We start from the raw sequence: 19,766 nt of genomic DNA on the forward strand, positions 1-19,766 counted from the left end.
CTCAGGAGGTTAGTTATTTGATGTAACCAGCCTTGGTCATTTCGCGGGTCGTCAACTGCTGGGCGCTCTGCAGTGCCTGATCGACCGAGACCTGGCCGGCAAGAGCTGCCGAGAACTGCTGGCCGACGGCGGTGCCGATCCCCTGGAATTCAGGGATAGCGACGAACTGGACACCGACATAGGGCACCGGCTTGACGGTCGGCTTTGTCGGGTCAGCTGCATTGATGCTGTCGAGCGTCATCTTCGCGAAAGGCGCAGCCTTCTGATAGTCTGCATTCGCGTACAGCGAGGAGCGCGTCCCCGGAGGTGCATTCAACCAGCCTTCCTTCTCGGCGACCAGGTTGGTGTAGTCCTTGCTGGTTGCCCAGGCGACGAACTTTTCAGCTGCTTCGACCTTCTGCGAGCCTGCCGGGATGGCGAGGTTCCAGGCCCAGAGCCAGTTGCCGCGCTTGCCGAGGCCCTTGTCCGGAGCCAAAGCGAAGCCGACCTTGTCGGCGACGGTCGATTCCTTCGGGTTGCTGACGAAGGAGGCAGCAACGGTCGCGTCGATCCACATGCCGCACTTGCCGGTCTGGAAGAGCGCAAGGTTCTCGTTGAAGCCGTTCGAGGACGCGCCTGGAGGGCCAGCTTCCTTCATCAAGTTGACGTAGAAGTTCAGCGTGTCCTTCCACTCCGGCTGATCGAACTGCGGCTTCCACTGTTCATCGAACCAGCGAGCCCCGAAGGAGTTCGACATGGCCGTCAGGAAGGCCATGTTTTCGCCCCACCCGGCCTTGCCGCGCAAGCAAATGCCGTAGATTTCCTTGTCCTTGTTGGTGATCTTCTTCGCGGCATCCGCGATGAAGTCCCAGGTCGGCGCGTCAGGCATCTTCAGGCCGGCGGCGTCGAACAGGTCCTTGCGGTACATGACCATCGAGCTTTCGCCGTAGAACGGTGCTGCATAGAGCTTGCCGTCGGCGGTCAGACCACTGCGGATAGCCGGCAGCAGGTCGTCGGCATCGTAATCCTTGCCGAGATTATCGAGCGGCAGCAGCCATCCCTGCTTTGCCCAGATCGGAACTTCGTAGGTGCCGATCGTCAGAACGTCGTACTGACCGCCCTTGGTCGCGATGTCGGTCGTAACCTTCTGGCGCAGGACGTTCTCTTCGAGGGTTACCCACTCGAGATCAATATCGGGGTTCTTTTTCTTGAAGTCGTCCGTCAGCTTTTGCATCCGGATCATGTCGCCGTTGTTGACGGTCGCGATTGTCAGCGTCTCGGCCGAAGCCATGCCGGCAAACGCCAGTGCTGAGCAGGCGCCCAGCAGGAGAGTTCTCAATGTCATATCTTCCTCCCAGAAGATGAGTGCGAGCATTCGCTTTGCTCATGGGCAATTACTCGCTCAAGGGAAGAAAATGTCAATCACCATTCGTTGCTGCATGAGCGAAGAACGATGTTATCCTGTTGAATTTAAAGAATTAAATATTTGCTCACGCCTTGAGCAAATATTCGGCCGTGTCCTCATCCGTGATCAGCGCGTTGATCTGATGGCCTGTTACGGCAGCCCTGATCGCCTTGAATTTGCGCTTGCCCTTGGCGATTCCGATAACGGTCGACGACTCACGTGAGGGGATCGACGCGGAGGCCACCCGCTCGTTGATCGGATTGTCGAGGAGCTTCCCCTCGCTATCAAACACCCAGCCACAGATCTCGCCGACGGCACCGTTGCGCATCAGCTCCATCATCTCGTCCTTCTCGAGAAAACCGTCGATGCAAAGTGGTCCGTCGATGCCGAGCTCACCGATGCCGACAAACGTCACGTCTGCCTGTGCGCTGATCTCCAGCGTCGAGCGAACGAGCTGCTGGCCGTGCAGGGTTTCCCTCTCATCCGCCGAGGTGACCAGAACCGGCAGCGGCATCGGAAAGTGTCGAGCCTTCACCGCGTCAGCCATGCTGAAGATGACGTTGTAGTAAGCAGCCGAGCCATCGGGCGCAATATTGCCGGTCAGCGATACGATGCGGTGACTGGGACATTCGATGGCGGGAAGTTGGTCGACGGCCGCCTTCAAGGTTCGTCCTGTTCCAACCGCGAGCACGATAGGGTCAGGGCGCTTGAGCCAGCGCTCGATTTCCGCTGCGGCGGCCTCCGCGATGCCGACCGTCGTCGAACTGGAGCCCGGGTCACTTGGCACGACCTCGACATGCTTCAGGTTGAACTTCTTGCGCACGGCATTGGCGAGTTCGAGACAGGCGGCGATTGGATGGTCGAGTCGCACTTTTATCAGCCGTTCGGCAACCGCGAGCGAGACAAGGCGCTGTGCCGATTGCCGTGAAATCCCCATGGAAGAAGCAATCTCATCCTGCGTCCGCCCTGCCACATAATAGAGCCATCCCGCGCGCGCCGCGTCGTCTAGCCGCCCCGAAGTCTCGGATTTTCTTACCATCAGTCTCTACCATGCTGAAAAGATCGGCCACAGCCGACGCGGATGCATATTGCGCCAGATCAAACCAGAATTCGGGCAAATGTCGAGTGTATTGAGAAATTGCACAGCCTATTTTGACATGCCAGGCGAGGACCACATGCCATCGGCTTGTCATCTTTGTCGATCAAGCCTTGCTTGACCGAAGGTTGAACTGCAAGCTAACTGGTATCGAGGAAAAAAGCTGTGCGAATTCTGCTGGTTGAAGATGACAGAATGATTGGTGGCGCAGTGAGGGACCACGTCGCTGCGGCCAATCATGCCGTTGACTGGGTGCAAAATCTGGCCGACGCCGACGCCGCCGCGCGACCTGTCGATTACGGGCTCATTCTTCTCGATCTCCAGCTCCCGGATGGCAGCGGCGTCGCGTTTCTCCGCGGCCTTCGAGAACGCGGGCTGAAGACACCCGTCATCATTCTGACTGCACGAGATCAGATCTCGGACCGCATCGACGGACTGAATGCAGGAGCCGACGACTACCTGGTGAAGCCGTTCAACCTCGACGAGTTGGAAGCGCGTATCATGGCGGTCGCTCGCCGCTATGATGCCAACCCGCATCCGGTCGTCCGCATCTCGGACATTGAAATCAACCGACCCCTGCATCAGATCTCGGTCGCCGGCGAAACGATCATCCTGACGAGCCGTGAATGGGCGGTACTCGATCTGTTGACGGCGCGCCCAGGCGCGATCGTCCCCAAAGATCGGATCGAGGAAGCGCTCTACGCATTCGGTTCGGAAATCGAAAGCAACACCGTCGAGGTCTATGTGAGCCGTCTGCGCAAGAAGATCGGCAAGGACAGGATCCGCACTGCCCGCGGCATCGGCTACACACTCGGATGAAGATGAAGCGCGAACGCAGCATCACTGGCCCGCTCATTCTCGCCCTGACGACCGTCATGGTCGTCTTCTGGCTTGCCGCGATCGGCCTCAGCGTCCGCGTGATGCAGCACGAGTTCGATGAGATTTTCGATAGCGCGCAGCAGGAGACCACCGAGCGTCTCCTGGCTTTGATCCTTGACGATTTGAACCAGCGTGCGGACGTCGATCCGCGCAGCGTCGCCATGCTCAACACTGCCGCCAGTCGAGAATATCTGACTTATCAGGTCCGCGACGCCAGCGGTAAGGTAGCACTGCGTTCGAATGATGCTCCGGCAGAGCCTTTCGATGCACCGCTTCGCACGGGCTTCTATGACACGACGACAGCACGAATCTACACCGAGATGACGGCTGACGGCTCCCTTTTTCTGCAAGTGGCCGACCGGTTCAAGAACCGCCGCGAAGCCGTTCGCGAAAGTTCCGTCACCTTGCTCATCCCATTGGTCGCCCTTATTCCCGCCAGCATCTTTGCGATCTGGTTCATCGTCGGGCGGGCGCTGCGGCCGATCGAGGAACTTCGGCGAGATATCGGGACGAAAGACAGTGGCAACATGGCTGAGGTCGACGATCGGGGTCTGCCGGTCGAACTGAGGCCGATCGCAAGATCGGTCAACCTTCTCCTCGGACGCCTGCGTGCCGCCCTCGAAGCAGAGCGCGAATTCACCGCCAACAGTGCTCACGAGTTGAGAACGCCGATCGCCGGAGCGCTTGCACAGACGCAGCGGCTTATCGAGGAACTGCCGTCCGGCGCAACGCAGGACCGCGTCCGGCAGGTTGAGGCTTCGCTGGTCAATCTCGGCCGTCTGGCAGAGAAACTGCTGCAGCTTTCCCGCGCGGAAGCCGGCATCGGCGGAAGCGCAAGTGCAGTCGACCTGCGCCCGGTCCTCGACATGGTGGTCACCGATTTCCAGCGCGACAGCCGCACGAATGGAAGGCTTCAATACTCCGCGGCGCCGGACGCAAAGCTCGTCCGCACTGCCGACATGGATGCCTTCGGCATTGTCACCCGAAACCTGATCGAGAATGCCCTGCTCCACGGTGATCCGGACCTCCCCGTCAATGTCAGTCTCGAAAGCGGCGGCATCGTCCGCGTTGTGAACGGCGGGCCATTGATCCGAGAGGCTGAGATGGCTGGACTGAAAAAGCGCTTCAGCCGCGGCAAGACGACTGCGTCCGGCTCCGGCCTCGGGCTCGCTATCGCCGACCGTATCGTCTCCCAGATGGGCGGGACACTGGAACTGCTGTCACCGGCGACGGGAGCGAAAGCCGGCTTTGAAGCAAAAATGACCCTACCGGCCTAGCCCGGTTTCGGCTTGCAAAACCTGCCGAAGGGTGCGAGCAGACGCAGAGGCCATCCAAACAGCAGAACCCAAATGATCATTTCTTTTGACATCGGCGGCTCCGCCATCAAGGGCGGAGTGGCGCACTCCGAAGCCGACATCACGCCACTTGGCCGGCGCCCGACCCCCAAGGACGATTTTGCCGCCTTCGTCGAGACGCTGCGTGCCATCATCGCCGAAACCGGCGAGAAGCCGACACGCCTTGCCTTCTCCATCGCAGGCGTCGTCGACCCGGACACGCAAAGGCTGACCTGCGCCAACATTCCCTGTATTCACGGCCGCGATCTCGCCGCCGACCTCGAAGCTGAACTCGGCCTGCCGGTCGTAATTGCGAATGATGCCGACTGCTTCGCCATGGCGGAGGCCGATCTCGGCGCCGGGCGCGGCCACCGCATCGTTCTGGGCGCCATTCTCGGAACCGGCGTCGGCGGCGGTGTGGTTGCGGATGGACGACTGATCAATGCCGCGGGCGGCTTTGCCGGTGAATGGGGACATGGTCCGGCCCTGGCGTCTCATGCCGGCAATCCGCCCGTCGCGATTCCAGCCTATTCCTGCGGCTGTGGCCAGAAGGGGTGCGTCGATACCGTCGGCGGCGCTCGTGGTCTCGAGCGCTTGCATAAGACGCTGCATGACATCGATCTCTCCAGTCAGGAGATCATCGATGATTGGTTGAAGGGCGAGTCCCAAGCGGCGCGCACCATCGATGTCTTCATCGATCTTGTCGCCTCGCCGCTCGCGCTGACAATCAACATCACCGGCGCGACCATCGTTCCAGTCGGCGGCGGGCTTTCCAATGTCGAAGAGCTGCTTGCGGAGCTGGACAAGGCAGTTCGGCAGCGCATCCTGCGCAAATTCGATCGACCGCTCGTGGTCCGCAGTGAATGCCGCGTCGAGCCCGGCCTGATCGGCGCCGCGCTGCTCGGCCTGAAAGCGGAAGCCGCCCACCTCGCAGCTTGAGCCAAACGAAAATGGCACGGTTCTCACCGCGCCATCGTTCCCGTCATTCCGCCGCGAGGGCCGGCGGGTGCATCGCCTCCGCCTCTTCCGCTGCATTGCCGTTCGCTGCACCCTGCGCCGCCGCCGTCTTCGGCTCCTTGCCGAAGAACAGCGCATAGGCCGCAGGCAGCACTAGGATCGTCAATACCGTGGCAACCAGAATGCCGCCCATCATGGCGTATGCCAGCGGCCCCCAGAAAACGCCACGTGAGATCGGGATTAGCGCCAGAACCGCCGTCAGCGCCGTCAGCATGATCGGGCGGAACCGTCGTACCGCAGCGCCAACGATCGCTTCCTGTCGATGCATTCCCGCCTTGATGTCCTGGTCGATCTGATCGACGAGAATGATCGAGTTGCGGATGATGATCCCGAGTAGTGCGATGACGCCGAGGATGGCAACGAAGCCGAACGGCGCACCCGATATCAGGAGGGCCGCAGCCGCACCGATGATCCCGAGCGGTCCGGTCGCAAGCACGAGCATCGCCTTGCCGAAGTGCTGCAGCTGCGCCATCAGCAGGAGAACGATGACGACGAGCATGATCGGCGCCTTCGCAGCAATCGAAGCCTGGCTTTCGGCGGAATCTTCCGCACCTCCCTGGATCTCGATCTTGTAGCCGGCCGGCAGGCTGTCGCGCAGCGGCTGCATGTCGGCATACATCTTCATGACGACATCGTTGGACTGAACGTCGTCAGGCAATGTCGCCCGGACGGTGATGGTCGGCAGACGGTCGCGCCGCCATTCGATCCCCTGCTCCAGAACCGGCACTACCTTGGCAACCTGGGAGACCGGGACGAAGCCGCCGAAATCCGTCGGCACGTAGACCGAATTGACGGCCGACAGCAGCGAACGATTGGCTTCCGGTTCGCGGGCAACGATCGACACCGTCTCCTCGCCGTCGCGGAAGTCATCGAGCGGCGCACCGGAGACTGCTGTCTGCAGCATCTGGCGTACTCGCTGTGAGGTGACACCGAGCGCACGGGCACGGTCCTGATCGATCACCAGCTTCATCGCCGGCACTGGCTCCAACCAGTCGTCATGGATCGCACCGAGTTGCGGATTAGCCTGGAACTTCGCCTTCACCTCATCGGCGATCTTGCGGACTTCCTGACGGTCCGGCCCCATGATGCGCATCTGCACAGGCCAGCCCGTCGGCGGGCCAAGGAACAGACGATCCACCTTGCCGCGGATATCGGGGAAGTCTTCAGCAAGGATCGTCCGCAGCTTCACGATCAGGCGCTCACGTGCCGGCTCGTCGTTTGCCATGACAAGAAGCTGTGCGAAGTTCGGATTGCGAAGTTGCTGGTCGAGCGGGAGGAAGAAGCGCGGGGCACCCTCGCCGATATAGGTGGCAACGAATTTCTTGTCCTTGTCGCCAATGATCTTGGCTTCGAGCGCCTTTGCCTGCGTCTCGACTTCCTTGATGCTGGTGCCTTCAGGCAGCCACAGATCGACCAGGATTTCCGGGCGCGAGGACTGCGGGAAGAAATTCTGCGGGATGAACTGGAACGCCCAAAGACTGGTCGCAAAGGTCACCAGTGTCATCGCCACCACGATGATGCGATGACGCACGGCCCAGCCAACCGTCGCCCGAAGGCGTCGATAGAAGCTGGTATCGAAGGCATCGTGGTGTTCGCCCGCGTGATGGCGCTGCTTCAGGATCATGTAGCCGAGCCACGGCGTGAAATAGACAGCCACGAACCATGAGACGACGAGTGCGATGCCGACCACGTAGAACAGCGTGCGCACATACTCGCCGGCGGTTGACGCCGCAAAGCCAACCGGAATGAAGCCGGCGGTGGTGATCAGCGTACCGGTCAGCATCGGGAAGGCGGTCGAGGAATAGGCGAAGCTTGCCGCTTCGATCTTCACGAGGCCTTCCTCTAGCTTTCGCTCCATCAACTCGACGACGATCATTGCATCGTCGACGAGCAGGCCGAGCGCAATGATCAACGCCCCGAGCGAGATGCGCTGCAGGTCGATCCCGAGTTCGTACATGATGGCGAAAGTCGCGGCGAGCACCAGCGGGATGGCGATCGCGATGACGAGACCGGAACGCCAGCCGATCGACAGGAAGGAGACGATCAACACGATGATCAACGCCTCGCCGAGCGCATGCATGAACTCGCTGATCGCGTCGGTGACCACGTCGGGCTGATTGGAGATCTGGTCGACGGCAACGCCGTAAGGCAGTGATCCCTCGAAGCGCTCGTAAGTGGCTTCGACATCCTTGCCGACATCGGTCACCTTGAAGCCCTTTGCCATGACGACGCCGACCTGGACGCTCTCGTGACCGTTGAAGCGATATTTGCGCTGATAGGGATCTTCGAGGCCGGAATAGACGGTGGCTATATCGCCAAGACGCGTGACCTGATTGCCGGCCTTCAGCCGCAGTTCGCGGATGTCCTCGGCTTTCGTCACGTCGCCTTCGACGGAAATACGCACCGAACGCGTGCCGGTATCGACGGACCCGGCGGGATCGACGTTGTTCTGGCCCTTGATCGCGTTCTGCAGGTCGAGCACGGTCAGCCCCCGCTCGGCCAGCGCCTTCGAGGAAACGTCGACGTAGATCTTCTCCGGTTGGTCGCCGATGATGACCGCCTTTTCGACGCCCGGCGTCGTCAGCAGCATGTCACGCGCCTGGATCGCGAACTTCTTCAGCTCGGGATAACTGTAGCCATCTCCGCTGATCGAATGCAGCGTGATGTAGGTATCGCCAAACTCGTCGTTGAAATAGGGGCCGAGCAACCCTTCCGGCAGCTCATTGGAGATGTCGCCGACCTTCTTGCGCACCTGGTAGAAGGCGTCAGCCACCTGTTCGCTATTGGTATCGCCCTTGACCTGCAGCGTGATGATGGCGCTGCCGGCCCGCGTATAGGACTTGACCCAATCGATATGCGGGGTTTCCTGGAGCTTTCGCTCGATCTTGTTGACGACCTGGTCTTCCATTTCCTGGATGGAAGCACCCGGCCAGATGGCCTGCACGACCATGACGCGGAACGTAAAGTCGGGGTCTTCCTTCTGACCCATGCGCATCAGACCAAGGACGCCGGTAATCAGGATCAGACCGAACAAGAACCGTGCGATGCTCGGATGGCCGATTGCCCAGCGTGACAGGTTAAAGGGGCGCTTTTCGGCGTTGGAGTTGTCCATGGTCATAATCCTCTCCTGACCAGGTCTCAGCGAATGACATCGCCGGTTTCGGCTTGCGCCGATTGCTGCTCCGGCAGCTTGACCTTAAGATTCTCGGCCATGAACTGCGTACCGGCCGCGACGACAAGATCGCCATTTTTCAGGCCGTCGGCGACATGGACGCCACCTCCGGTGAAGTCTGCCACTTTGATTTCGCGGGCGTGAACAGTCGACGCGTTGCGATCGACGACCCAGACGATCTTCTTGCCTTCACGTTCGGCGAGCGCGCTTAGCGGAATAGCGACGTCGGTCTCGGCATTGCCAACAGCGGCTTCGATCGTCGCCGTCATACCAAGCAGCACCCGATCATCTGTCGGGAGGCTCACACGAACGGAAAAGGTGCGCGACTGGGGATCGGCGCTGCCGGAAACCTCGCGTACCTTGCCGTCGAGCACCAGTTTGCTGTCGGACCAGAAGGTGGCTTTCACAGTCTTGCCTGGCTTGAACTGCGCGATGTCGTTTTCGGGAACTGCGATCTGCACTTCCTTTTCGCCGTCGAGCGCGACGGTGGCGACAGGCGTCCCGGCAGCAACAACGGCGCCGGTGTCGGCGCTGATCGAGGTCACGATACCATTCCGGTCGGCCTTCAGCTCGGTATAGGCAACCTGGTTCTTTGCCTGGTCGAGCGACGAAGCTGCGGCATCGCGTGTGGAAACAGCCTGATCGTAGCTGAGTGCCGCCTGTTCCATCTGCGATTTCGCCGTGACGCTCTTATCGAACAACTGCTGGGCGCGCTTGTTGGCAAGGTCGGCGGTCGCCACACCCTTTTCGGCAGCGGCAAGGTTTGCTTCGGCGGTCCTGACCGCCAGCTCGTAGTCGGTCGGATCGATTTCGGCGAGCAGATCACCAAGCTTGACGCGATCGCCTATGTTGACACGACGGTCGGTGATCTTGCCGGCGACGCGGAAGCCGAGATTCATCTCGACGCGGGCCTTCACGGCACCGGAATAGTCCAGCGCACGCGTATCGCGAGCCTCGGCAATTTCCACCACCTTGACCGGGCGGATGATCTCTTTCGTTTCGGCCTTCTTCTCCTCGCTGCAGCCAGATATGGCAAGCGTAACGGCGCCGAGGAGCGCGAAACTGGCAAACGACGGCAACTGCACTGTCTTCAGCGAAATCATCTTTCGCACTCCTGAAATCGTTTATCGGTTGATCTGCGGCTTTTACCGCTCGTTATTTTTTCAGCGCCCGGATCGAGAACTCGACCAGTTCGTCAACAGTGGCGCGGTTGGTCTTGGCGAGACATTGCGCCACCATCTGCGGATGACAGAGGGTGACGGTGGCCGCCCCGAAGCAGCGTGAGGCGACATCCGCATCCTGCTCGGCAAATTCGCCGGCAGCGATCCCTTCGCGGATCACGTCAGCGAGCAATTCATGAATACTGTCGACATGCTTTTCGATGACGTGCCAGTCACGCTCGATGGCGACGACGACCATCTCGTGCACCTTTTCCTGGTCGAGCATGGTGTCGACCGTCATCTGGTATTGGCCCTGCACGAACCTGCGCAGCCGATCGGAGGCGCTGATCTGCAGGTGGCAGGCGTCGTAGGCCATCTGGTAGCTGGCAGCGAGCATGCGGCCGCAGATCGCCTGATGGATTTCCACCTTCGAGGCAAAGAAGCGGTAGACATTCGCCGGCGACATGCCGAGATCGCGCGCAATGTCGGCAACGGTGGTTTTGGAGTACCCATAGTGACGGAAAAGGCGCTCGCCAGCGTCAAGAATGCGCGTCACATTCTCCTGGCGAGCCAATTCGATGGTGTTTTCCGCTGCATCGGCAACCAACTTCATGCACCTCATTTACGACTGACGATTTTTGAATTTCGTCAGTCGTAAAATAACAATCGTAATATGTCAACGTTTTCTTGGGAACGGGACAACCAATCCGATGCCGTCAACGTCCAAGCTAGGGAGTCACCGTGTTCCCGTGGCGATGTATGCAGGATGCAGTAGGCAAGCGGTATCGCCCGCTGGCCACGCCGCGGCGCAATTGCCTTGAGATGCATGGGTCTGGAAGAACTAGGCGGGCGACAAAGTGCCGACGCTGATGCGCGGCACTCGGCCTTAGGTCATCGCTCAGGCGAGCTTGACTTCAAGAGAGATCGGGACCGCCGAGAGTGCCTTCGATACCGGGCATCCGGCCTTGGCTTTGTTGGCGAGTTCGATGAACGTCCGCTCGTCGGTGTTCGGAACCGTTCCCGTCAGCGTAAGGTGGATCGCCGTGATGGCGAAGCCGCCTTCGACGCTTTCGAGCGTCACCTTCGCTGTCGTCTCCATGTCGGTCGCCTTGAGACCGGCTTCCTCGAGGATGAGCGAGAGAGCCATCGTGAAGCATCCGGCATGGGCCGCGCCGATCAGTTCTTCCGGATTGGTGCCCGGAATGCCTTCAAATCGGCTTGAGAAGCCATAGGGATAGTGCTTCAGCGCGCCGCTCTGTGTGGAAATTTGTCCCTTGCCGTCCTTCAGTCCACCGGACCACTGCGCTGAACCTGTACGATTGATCTGCATGCCGTCCTCCTGTTTGGATTTAGAGGAAGCGGGCTATCGCCGCTTCGCCAGCCGAAAGAGGCAACCTGCCTCTTCGACGCGATATAATCCTCTATCGGCGGAAGGCGACAACGCGGTGAAATTTCTTCGAGCGACAAGCAGGCAGGAAGCTGTCAGATCTCGATCCGCGCTGTGTCGAGCGTATAAAGCTCCTGCGCGCGTTTGACACCGCGGAGCGCATAGCGACCGATGCAGGCAAGCGCGCCCCTTTCGTTCTCAGGGATCGTTGCTGCAAACTCCGACGACATCAGCACGTTGAGATCGACCGATCGGCACATCGAGGCAATCCGGCTGACTTCGTTCACGGCAGGTCCGATGACGGTGAAGTCGAGCCGCTCGCGACTGCCGATGTTTCCGTAGAAAACATCGCCGATGTGCAGGCCGATATAGACCTCCGTCGTGGGGCGCCCTTCCTCCGCCCGCTCCTCGTTCAACGCCTTCAGCTTCTGCCGCAGCAATCGCTCGGCTTGCAGCGACGCGGCGCAGGCCTCGTCGGCCTGGTCGGCCTTGAAGATCGCCAGCACCCCATCGCCGATCAGCTTCAACACATCGCCGCCTGCCTCGTGTATCGCGGAAATGACCACATCGCTGTAGGCGTTCAGCATCGGCAGAATCTCTTCAGGCGGCGCGCTGTCAGATATCTTGGTGTAGTTCAGAAGATCCGAGAACCACAGGGCCGCGGAGATTCGCTCCGACTTACCGCGCGTGATCTTGCCTTCCAGCACCTGCCGCGCAGCATCGTCGCCGAGATATACCTCGGCGATAGTGCGCGCGATCCGCGCCAGCGCGATGCATTTGATCGCAAGCGCCAGGACCGGCACCAGCTTTCGCAGGATGATAAGGTCGTGGTCTGAGAACCCCTCGGGACTGCGCGTGGCGAAGTGAGAAAAGAAGCAGTCCATCTCGCCGATTGTGCCCGCCTTCTCGAACCGATGGACCATCGCGACGAAGTCGGTGTGGCCCTGCTGGAGCATCGATTCGAGCATGACGAAGTCGGTCGGATCGCCAAAGCCGATGCGCCGTCTGACCTCGTTTTCTTCGCCGGCCCAAAGATAGTAGAAGGCGGATCGCTGCCAACTCTCCAGCGCCGCGCCATCGCTGGAGGGGCCATATTCGAATTCGGCTTCGATCTCCTCGCGGCTATCCCAGCGAAACGCCCTGCCTTCGTGCACGGGATGAAGCGTGTCCATCAGGGCCATGCCGCGATCAAGTGGAAGGCCGCACTCACGGCAGGCTTCACAAAACCCGATCAGGAGTTCGGCTTCCGAGGCGCCCTTCAGCCCCTGCTCGGTCAACCAGGCCGCAACGGTCCCTACATCACTGTATTCCATGCCGTTTCCCTCGCTCGTGCGAAAGCTGTATCGCGATTTCGCCGACGAGGGAAAGGCAAACCTCAGCCCGCAGCAGGCATGTTGTAAGGTGTGACAATTTCCACCGACGACAATGCCGGAGCCGCGATTCCACCGCTCGCCGAGCGGCTCATCACGGCGCGAAAGGCCGAGCGGGCATCCGTGCGCAGATCATGGTGCAGCACGAAGCTGATCTTGCGACCTGTGAGCAGTGCGCGATTGTCGGCGTCGAGATCATGTGCGACGAAGATCCTGACCGGCCGTTGCGCCGCCTCAAAGGCCGCAAGGACCGCCCGGTTTCCGCCGCCGATGGAATAGACAGCGTTGATCGCCGCATCCGCCGCAATTGCCCGAGCCGCCAGCGTGCCCGTCGCCGCGTCCGTGCCATGCCCTTCGCTGATTTCGGTTACCGAGATGAGCGGATAGCGTTCGCGCAGAACACGACGAAAACCGATCTCCCGCTCTTCCTCGCCGCGAAACCGCCCGCTGGATAGCGTGACGAGGACGCGCCCCGGCGCTTTGCCAAAATGCTCGCCGATGAGATAAGCAGCCGTCTCTCCGGCTGAGCGGTTGTCGGCCCCGGCGTAAGCGCTGCGCGACGAATTTGGCAGGTCCGTCACCAGCGTGACCACCGGAATTCCCGCATCAGTCGCCCTGGAAACGGCAGCGGCGACCTCAGGAACATCCGGGGCCTTCAAGACGATGCCGTTGGTGCCGCGCAGCCGGATCCGGTCGAGCAGTTGCACCAGTTCAGCCTGCTTCATCACCTCGGCAAAATGGAAGCGGCACCGAAATACCGTTGGCAGGAACGTGGCGACTTCCGCTTCGAAAGCATCGCGAACGGCCGTGCTGAAGCGTTCTGGTGTTTCCATCACGACGTCGATGGCGAGCTTCCTTCCGCTCACCTCTCCACCGATCTGCTGCTTTTCGAGCTCCGCGATCGCAGCCTGCACTCGCATCGTCGTCTGATTCCTGACGCCGCTCCTGCCGTTGAGAACGCGATCCACGGTCGCGGTGCTCAGCCCGGCCTGAAAAGCGATATCCTTGACGAGAAACCGATGCGCCATGCAATCTGCTGATGGTTTTTTGATGGATTCCTGATCTATAACACACCGGTCGGCGGCGTATAGTGCCCTCATCGGAACGGGAGGAGCACCATGAAAACCGACAACCTACAGAAACTGCGGGCCGATCGCGTCTGGCTGACCGAGGATTCCTGCGATCTCGCCGACTTCCGCAAGCTTGCCGAGAAGACAACCGCACTGGCCGACTATCCGACGGCTGACGCCGTGGAAAAGAACATTCTGATCTATGACAGCGCCAAGGTCATTGCAGCGATCGCCACCCCCGAAGGCCGCAAAGCGGTGCTCGCCGAGATCTGCGAGGCCTTCGGCGACGGCCCGGGCGTCATCGTCTTCAAGCGCGCCTACAGGGATACCGGTATCATCGACCGTGCCAGCGCAATATTCGACGAGATCATCGAGGAGCAACATCGGACCGCAACCGGCGGCGGCGATCACTTTGCCAAGCCAGGCGCCAATGACCGCATCTGGAACTCGCTGGAAAAACACTGCCTCGCCGATCCCGAGAATTTCGCAGAATACTATGCAAATCCGATCGTCGCGATCGCAAGCGAGGCCTGGCTCGGCCCGAGCTACCAAATGACCGCCCAGGTCAACCGGGTCAATCCGGGCGGCGCGGCGCAGTCCGCGCACCGCGACTACCATCTCGGTTTCCAGTCTTCCAAGGTGATCGAGCAGTTCCCGGCGCATGTGCATAGACTCTCGCCGGTGCTGACGCTGCAGGGCGCGGTCGCTCATTGCGACATGCCGCTCGAAAGCGGACCCACCCTCTTTCTGCCGCACAGTCAGACCTATGAGCCCGGCTACCTCGCGCTCAAGCGCCAGGAGTTCAAAGATTACTTCGAGACGCATCATGTCCAGCTGCCGCTCAAAAAGGGCGACGTGGTGTTCTTCAATCCGGCCCTCTTCCACGCAGCCGGCACGAACCGCTCGACCGACATCAAGCGCGTCGCCAATCTGCTGCAGGTTTCCTCCGCATTCGGTCGCGCCATGGAAACCGTGAACCGCGAACGCATGAGCGCAAAACTGTTCCCGGCATTGAAGTCGCTGAGGGGGAGACTGTCCGAAACCGAAATCGGCAACGCGGTTGCCGCCTGCGCCGAGGGCTACTCCTTCCCGACCAACCTCGACCGCGACCCGCCAATCGGGGGCCTTGCCCCGAAGACGCAGGCGCAACTGATGCACGAGGCCCTGCAGGAAGATTGGGACGATGCGCGATTCACGTCGGCACTGGCGCAACAGAGCGAGCGACGACTGAGCTGACACATCCGCGTCAACAAAATTAGCTCCCGGCGCCACCGTGTCGGGAGCTTTCGGCATATTGACCATCATTCAAAGGAGGAGTGTATGACAACAGACCACAGCCGCCTCGACGGCAAAATCGCGATCGTAACAGGCGGTACGCAAGGGCTTGGCGCAACCATCGCCCGCCTCTTCGCCGAGCGCGGGGCCAAAGGCCTCGTCATTTGCGGGCGCAACGAGCAGAAGGGCAAGGCGAAAGCCGACGAGATCGCCGCCGCCACCGGAGTCAAGGTCGTTTACGTGAAGGCCGATCTCGGTCAGGTCGAGGATGCGAAAAACGTCGTTCATGTCTGCGACCAGACGTTTGGCCGCGTCGATGCGCTGGTGAACGCGGCGGCCATCACCGACCGCGGCACCATTCTCGATACCAGCCCGGAACTCTTCGACGCCATGTTCGCCATCAACGTCCGCGCGCCGTTCTTTCTGATGCAGGAAACGGTGAAGGTAATGCGGCGCGAGAAGATCGAGGGCACCATCGTCAATATCGGCTCCATGTCGGCCAAGGCAGGGCAGCCGTTCATCGCCGCCTATTGCGCCTCCAAGGGTGCCTTGGAAACCCTCACGAAGAACACCGCCTACGCGCTGCTTCGCAACCGCATCCGTGTCAACGGCCTCAACATCGGCTGGATGGCATCCGAGGGTGAGGATCGCATTCAGCGGGAATTCCACGGAGCACCGGCCGACTGGCTCGAAAAAGCGGCGGCCAGCCAGCCGTTCGGCCGCCTCGTCGATCCGGAGGAAGTGGCACGCGCCTGCGCCTATCTTTCCTCGGCGGAATCCGGCCTCATGACCGGATCGATGATCTGCTTCGACCAATCGATCTGGGGCGCCTATGACGGTTCGCCGCATCCGGACACAGCCCTCTGAAAAAATGCGAAGCCGGACGCCTTTGCCGGCGCCCGGCTCTGGAACACATCACCGTTTACGTTTACGAAGAGCGTCATCACATCGCTTGGGAGGAGCTGGCCTGTGTTGGAAGATGCGCTCTATGACATCCGTGACGATCGCTTCACTGGCTTGATTGCAGGCAGCGCCCGGCTGGAGGAGCTCTATAGCGGTTGCCGCTGGGCAGAAGGCCCCGTCTGGTTCTCGGACCTGAATTGCCTGATTTGGAGCGACATCCCCAATGAGCGGATGATGCGTTGGGTGCCCGACGGCAGTGTCTCGGTCTTCCGCTCACCGTCCAATTACGTCAACGGCAACACCCGCGACCGCCAGGGCCGGCTGATCTCCTGCGAGCATGGCGGCCGGCGCGTCACCCGTACTGAATTCGACGGCCGCATCACGGTGCTGGCCGACAGCTACAAAGGCAAGCGACTGAACTCTCCGAACGACGTCGTCGTCAAGTCGGACGGTTCGATCTGGTTCACCGATCCGAGCTACGGCATCATGTCCGACTATGAAGGCCATAAGGCCGAGCCTGAACAGGAAACCCGTAACGTCTACCGCATCGACGCTCCGACGGGAGAGATCGAAGCTGTCGCCACCGATTTCATCCAGCCCAATGGCCTTGCCTTTTCGCCTGATGAAAAGCAGCTCTACATTGCCGATTCCGGCTCGCGCAACCATGAGGTCCCCCGCCACATTCGCGTTTTCGACATCGTCGATGGCAAAAGGCTCACGAACAGCCGCTATTTTTGCTCGATCGACAGCGGCGTGCCGGATGGTTTCCGTTTCGATGTCAGCGGCAACCTCTGGACCAGCGCTGCCGATGGCGTTCACTGCTTCGCGCCCGACGGTACACTGCTCGGCAAGATCAAGGTGCCGCAGACGGTCTCAAACATCGCCTTCGGCGGCGTGAAAAAGAACCGCCTCTTCATCACCGCCACCCAATCGCTCTATTCGATTTACACCACCACCAACGGCGCCCAGTATCCATAGGATAGCACCACGCGCCATCGAACCAGAACGTCAGCGCTGCCTAGCAAGCTAGGCATCTCCACCCGGAAAGACCCACCGATGCTTGAATTTTCCTGCGCCCTTCAACGGCGCCAATCCGTTCGCACCGCTTTTTCCATGGGAGCCTGAGATGCGTTCCGTCGTTTCTTTCAACGAGAGTTGGAGTTTCCATGAGGGCTTCGGCCAGCGTCTGCTCGAGGGCTTCGACGGCGCGGCGACCGTTAGCCTGCCGCATACGGCCGTTGAATTGCCTTTCAACTACTTCGACGAGAAGAGCTACCAGCGGGCATTCACCTATCAAAAGATCCTGCGCTGGATGCCGGAGTTCGAGGGTCGTGAGGTCTCGCTGGTCTTCGACGCTGCCATGGCCGATGCCGTCGTTTATCTCAACGGCGAAGAAATCATCGCCCATAGGGATGGCTACACGCCGTTCGAGGCCCGCCTCACCGGCAGACTGGTCATCGGGGACAATCTGGTCACTGTAAAGATCGACGGGAGCGAAAACCCGGCGATTCCGCCCTTCGGCGGTCGTATCGACTACCTCACCTATGCGGGCATCTATCGGGACGTCTGGCTGAAGGTCACGGACCCTGTCTCGGTTGCCAACCTGAAGATCGAAACCCACAACGTGCTGGCTGAGGAAAAGTCGGCCAGCGTGCGTATCGATCTTGCCAATCCGCAACAGCTCACCTTCCTGGGCTCAGTATCGGCGTCGCTGAAGGATGAAGATGGGCGCGTGCTCGCCACCGTGTCCGCAGAAACGACCGGCGAAAATCCTACGCTCGTTTTCGATAGCCTGACCGGCATGTCGCTCTGGGATATCGACGACCCGGCACTCTACGAAATTACCGTCGAATTGAAGACAAGCCACGGTTCCGACCGGGTCTCCTCGAACTTCGGCTTCCGCACCGCCGAGTTCACGACCGGAGGTTTTCTTCTGAACGGCCGGCCACTGAAGCTGCGCGGTCTCAATCGTCACCAGGCTTTCCCCTATGTCGGCTATGCCGCGGGCAGATCAGCCCAGGAGCGCGACGCCGATATCATGAAATCGGTGCTGAAGTGCAACATCGTCCGCACCTCGCACTATCCGCAATCGAAGTGGTTCCTCGATCGGTGCGATCGCATCGGCCTTCTGGTCTTCGAGGAAATTCCGGGCTGGCAGCATATCGGCGACGAGGAGTGGCAACAGGAATCGATCCGCAACGTCCGTCGCATGATCGAACGCGACTGGAACCATCCCTCGATCATCATCTGGGGCGTTCGCATCAACGAGTCACAGGACAGTCACGACTTCTATGTCGAGACGAACCGGCTTGCCCGGGAGCTCGACCATACGCGACAGACCGGCGGCGTCCGCTACATAACGGACAGCGAACTGCTCGAAGACGTCTACACGATGAACGACTTCATCCTCGGCAACGAGGAGCTGCCCGGCAATAACCGCCCGCGCACAGCGCTCCGCCCGCAGCAGGAATCCACCGGCCTGTCGTATAAGGTGCCTTACATGATCACCGAGTTCGGTGGCCACATGTATCCCACCAAGATCTACGACCAGGAGGCTCGGCAGGCCGAGCACGTACGCCGGCATCTCGAAGTGCTGAATGCGGCCTATGGTGATCCTGATATCGCGGGTGCGATCGGCTGGTGCATGTTCGACTACAACACCCACAAGGACTTCGGCTCCGGCGACCGGATCTGCTACCACGGCGTCATGGACATGTTCCGCGAACCGAAGTTTGCCGCCTATGTCTATGCCAGCCAATGCGATCCGTCTGACGAGATCGTCATGAAGCCGGTCACCTTCTGGGCGCGCGGCGAACGTAACATTGGCGGCGTTCTGCCGTTGATCATTCTGACCAACTGCGACGAGATCGAATTGCGATACGGCTCGCTGACGAAGCGGATCGGCCCGGACCGCGAGAACTACCCGCATCTGCCACACCCGCCTATCGTTCTTGACCATCGTCACTTCACGCCTGATGAGCTTGGCACCTGGGGGCTTGAATGGATCGACGGCGAATTCACCGGCTACATTGCCGGCGAAGCTGTCGCCAATTTGACCCTTGCAGCCGATCCGCTGCCAACAACGCTGCAGGTCGTCGCCGACAGCACGACGCTGAAGGCCCGCGAACGCGATACAACTCGCGTCATCATCCGCGCGCTCGATCAGATGGGACAGCGCCTGCCCTTCATGAATGACAATGTCACCGTGCAGGTCGATGGACCGGCAAGGATCGTCGGACCGGTATCGATTCCGCTACAGGGCGGCACTGCCGGCTTCTGGTTGGAGGCGACCGGTTTGACCGGTACGATCAGCGTACAGGCCAATTGCAGCCGTTTCCCCGCGGTCAAGATCGAACTGACGGCCGTTTGAGCAGATAGCCGGCACGCCCGATATGGCGGGGCGTGCCATCACCCGGACTGTGCCGGCTGCACCGACCGGACCGTCCCGTTGTTATCGACGACGCATGAGAACTTCTTGCCGCCGGCGTCGAGATCGACGGCGAAGGTGCCGTCAGGTAATTGCCGAGAGGCGGTGGGCAATACCTTGGCATTCGGACCGGCAACCCCGGCAGCGGAATTGGCGCAGAGCAGCTGCAGATCCGCCGGAGCCGTCTGCAGCGTGGTGCGTGCCATGCTTTCAGGCGCCGGTGGCGTCGGTGTGCAGGCGCCAAGCAGCGCCGCACTCGTCATTGCGGCCATCAGCCGACCGATCGAAATTC

The 19,766-nt window shown here is 60.6% G+C and carries 16 protein-coding genes; 7 read left to right on the plus strand and 9 right to left on the minus strand.

Going from position 1 to position 19,766, the window contains the following annotated elements; genetic code table 11:
- Positions 1–13 precede the first annotated feature (13 nt).
- Together FHT77_RS16005 and FHT77_RS16010 are read right to left on the minus strand one after the other, a co-directional pair.
- A complete protein-coding gene (locus FHT77_RS16005; protein WP_183755932.1) occupies positions 14–1,324 on the minus strand; it encodes an ABC transporter substrate-binding protein in 1,311 nt (436 codons plus the stop codon).
- Between the two features lie 145 nt (positions 1,325–1,469).
- On the minus strand, positions 1,470–2,423 hold the full coding sequence (locus FHT77_RS16010) for a sugar-binding transcriptional regulator (RefSeq protein WP_183755933.1): 954 nt from the start codon (positions 2,421–2,423) through the stop codon (positions 1,470–1,472).
- A gap of 222 nt (positions 2,424–2,645) precedes the next feature.
- Between FHT77_RS16010 and FHT77_RS16015 the strand changes: the two genes are divergently transcribed.
- The 3 genes from FHT77_RS16015 (at position 2,646) to FHT77_RS16025 (ending at position 5,632) form a co-directional block, all read left to right on the plus strand.
- Entirely contained in the window at positions 2,646–3,299 is a 654-nt protein-coding gene (locus FHT77_RS16015; RefSeq protein WP_183755934.1) for a response regulator, read from the plus strand.
- 2 nt (positions 3,300–3,301) lie between these two features.
- Positions 3,302–4,636, plus strand: coding sequence for an ATP-binding protein (locus tag FHT77_RS16020; protein WP_183755935.1), 1,335 nt, complete (start codon positions 3,302–3,304; stop codon positions 4,634–4,636).
- Positions 4,637–4,708: 72 nt separating this feature from the next.
- Positions 4,709–5,632: an ROK family protein gene (locus FHT77_RS16025; protein WP_183755936.1), complete on the plus strand. Its 924-nt coding sequence runs from the start codon at positions 4,709–4,711 to the stop codon at positions 5,630–5,632.
- Between the two features lie 43 nt (positions 5,633–5,675).
- Here the strand turns inward: FHT77_RS16025 and FHT77_RS16030 are convergent, their stop codons facing one another.
- The 6 genes from FHT77_RS16030 to FHT77_RS16055 form a co-directional block, all read right to left on the minus strand.
- Positions 5,676–8,822: an efflux RND transporter permease subunit gene (locus tag FHT77_RS16030; protein ID WP_183755974.1), complete on the minus strand. Its 3,147-nt coding sequence runs from the start codon at positions 8,820–8,822 to the stop codon at positions 5,676–5,678.
- 26 nt (positions 8,823–8,848) lie between these two features.
- A complete protein-coding gene (locus FHT77_RS16035; RefSeq protein WP_183755937.1) occupies positions 8,849–9,985 on the minus strand; it encodes an efflux RND transporter periplasmic adaptor subunit in 1,137 nt (378 codons plus the stop codon).
- A 52-nt stretch (positions 9,986–10,037) separates the two neighbouring features.
- On the minus strand, positions 10,038–10,655 hold the full coding sequence (locus tag FHT77_RS16040; protein ID WP_016556932.1) for a TetR family transcriptional regulator: 618 nt from the start codon (positions 10,653–10,655) through the stop codon (positions 10,038–10,040).
- 285 nt (positions 10,656–10,940) lie between these two features.
- Positions 10,941–11,372 carry an OsmC family protein gene (locus FHT77_RS16045; RefSeq protein ID WP_114714333.1) on the minus strand — a complete coding sequence of 144 codons (432 nt, stop codon included), beginning with the start codon at positions 11,370–11,372 and terminating at the stop codon, positions 10,941–10,943.
- A 152-nt stretch (positions 11,373–11,524) separates the two neighbouring features.
- Positions 11,525–12,742 carry an adenylate/guanylate cyclase domain-containing protein gene (locus FHT77_RS16050; RefSeq protein WP_183755938.1) on the minus strand — a complete coding sequence of 406 codons (1,218 nt, stop codon included), beginning with the start codon at positions 12,740–12,742 and terminating at the stop codon, positions 11,525–11,527.
- Between the two features lie 62 nt (positions 12,743–12,804).
- On the minus strand, positions 12,805–13,827 hold the full coding sequence (locus FHT77_RS16055) for a LacI family DNA-binding transcriptional regulator (RefSeq protein WP_183755939.1): 1,023 nt from the start codon (positions 13,825–13,827) through the stop codon (positions 12,805–12,807).
- A 90-nt stretch (positions 13,828–13,917) separates the two neighbouring features.
- Between FHT77_RS16055 and FHT77_RS16060 the strand changes: the two genes are divergently transcribed.
- From FHT77_RS16060 to FHT77_RS16075, 4 genes are all read left to right on the plus strand, one after another.
- Complete coding sequence (locus tag FHT77_RS16060; RefSeq protein ID WP_183755940.1) at positions 13,918–15,105, plus strand: phytanoyl-CoA dioxygenase family protein; 1,188 nt, start codon at positions 13,918–13,920, stop codon at positions 15,103–15,105.
- Between the two features lie 84 nt (positions 15,106–15,189).
- Positions 15,190–16,011 (plus strand): SDR family oxidoreductase, encoded by an 822-nt coding sequence (locus tag FHT77_RS16065; RefSeq protein ID WP_183755941.1) that lies wholly within the window; start codon positions 15,190–15,192, stop codon positions 16,009–16,011.
- A gap of 102 nt (positions 16,012–16,113) precedes the next feature.
- Positions 16,114–17,025 (plus strand): SMP-30/gluconolactonase/LRE family protein, encoded by a 912-nt coding sequence (locus tag FHT77_RS16070; protein WP_183755942.1) that lies wholly within the window; start codon positions 16,114–16,116, stop codon positions 17,023–17,025.
- 148 nt (positions 17,026–17,173) lie between these two features.
- Complete coding sequence (locus FHT77_RS16075; RefSeq protein WP_183755943.1) at positions 17,174–19,417, plus strand: glycoside hydrolase family 2 protein; 2,244 nt, start codon at positions 17,174–17,176, stop codon at positions 19,415–19,417.
- Positions 19,418–19,455: 38 nt separating this feature from the next.
- Here FHT77_RS16075 and FHT77_RS16080 read toward each other — a convergent pair whose 3' ends face one another.
- On the minus strand, positions 19,456–19,746 hold the full coding sequence (locus tag FHT77_RS16080; RefSeq protein ID WP_183755975.1) for a hypothetical protein: 291 nt from the start codon (positions 19,744–19,746) through the stop codon (positions 19,456–19,458).
- Positions 19,747–19,766: the final 20 nt, after the last annotated feature.

The organism is Rhizobium sp. BK181 (assembly GCF_014193305.1).
Classification (GTDB): domain Bacteria; phylum Pseudomonadota; class Alphaproteobacteria; order Rhizobiales; family Rhizobiaceae; genus Rhizobium.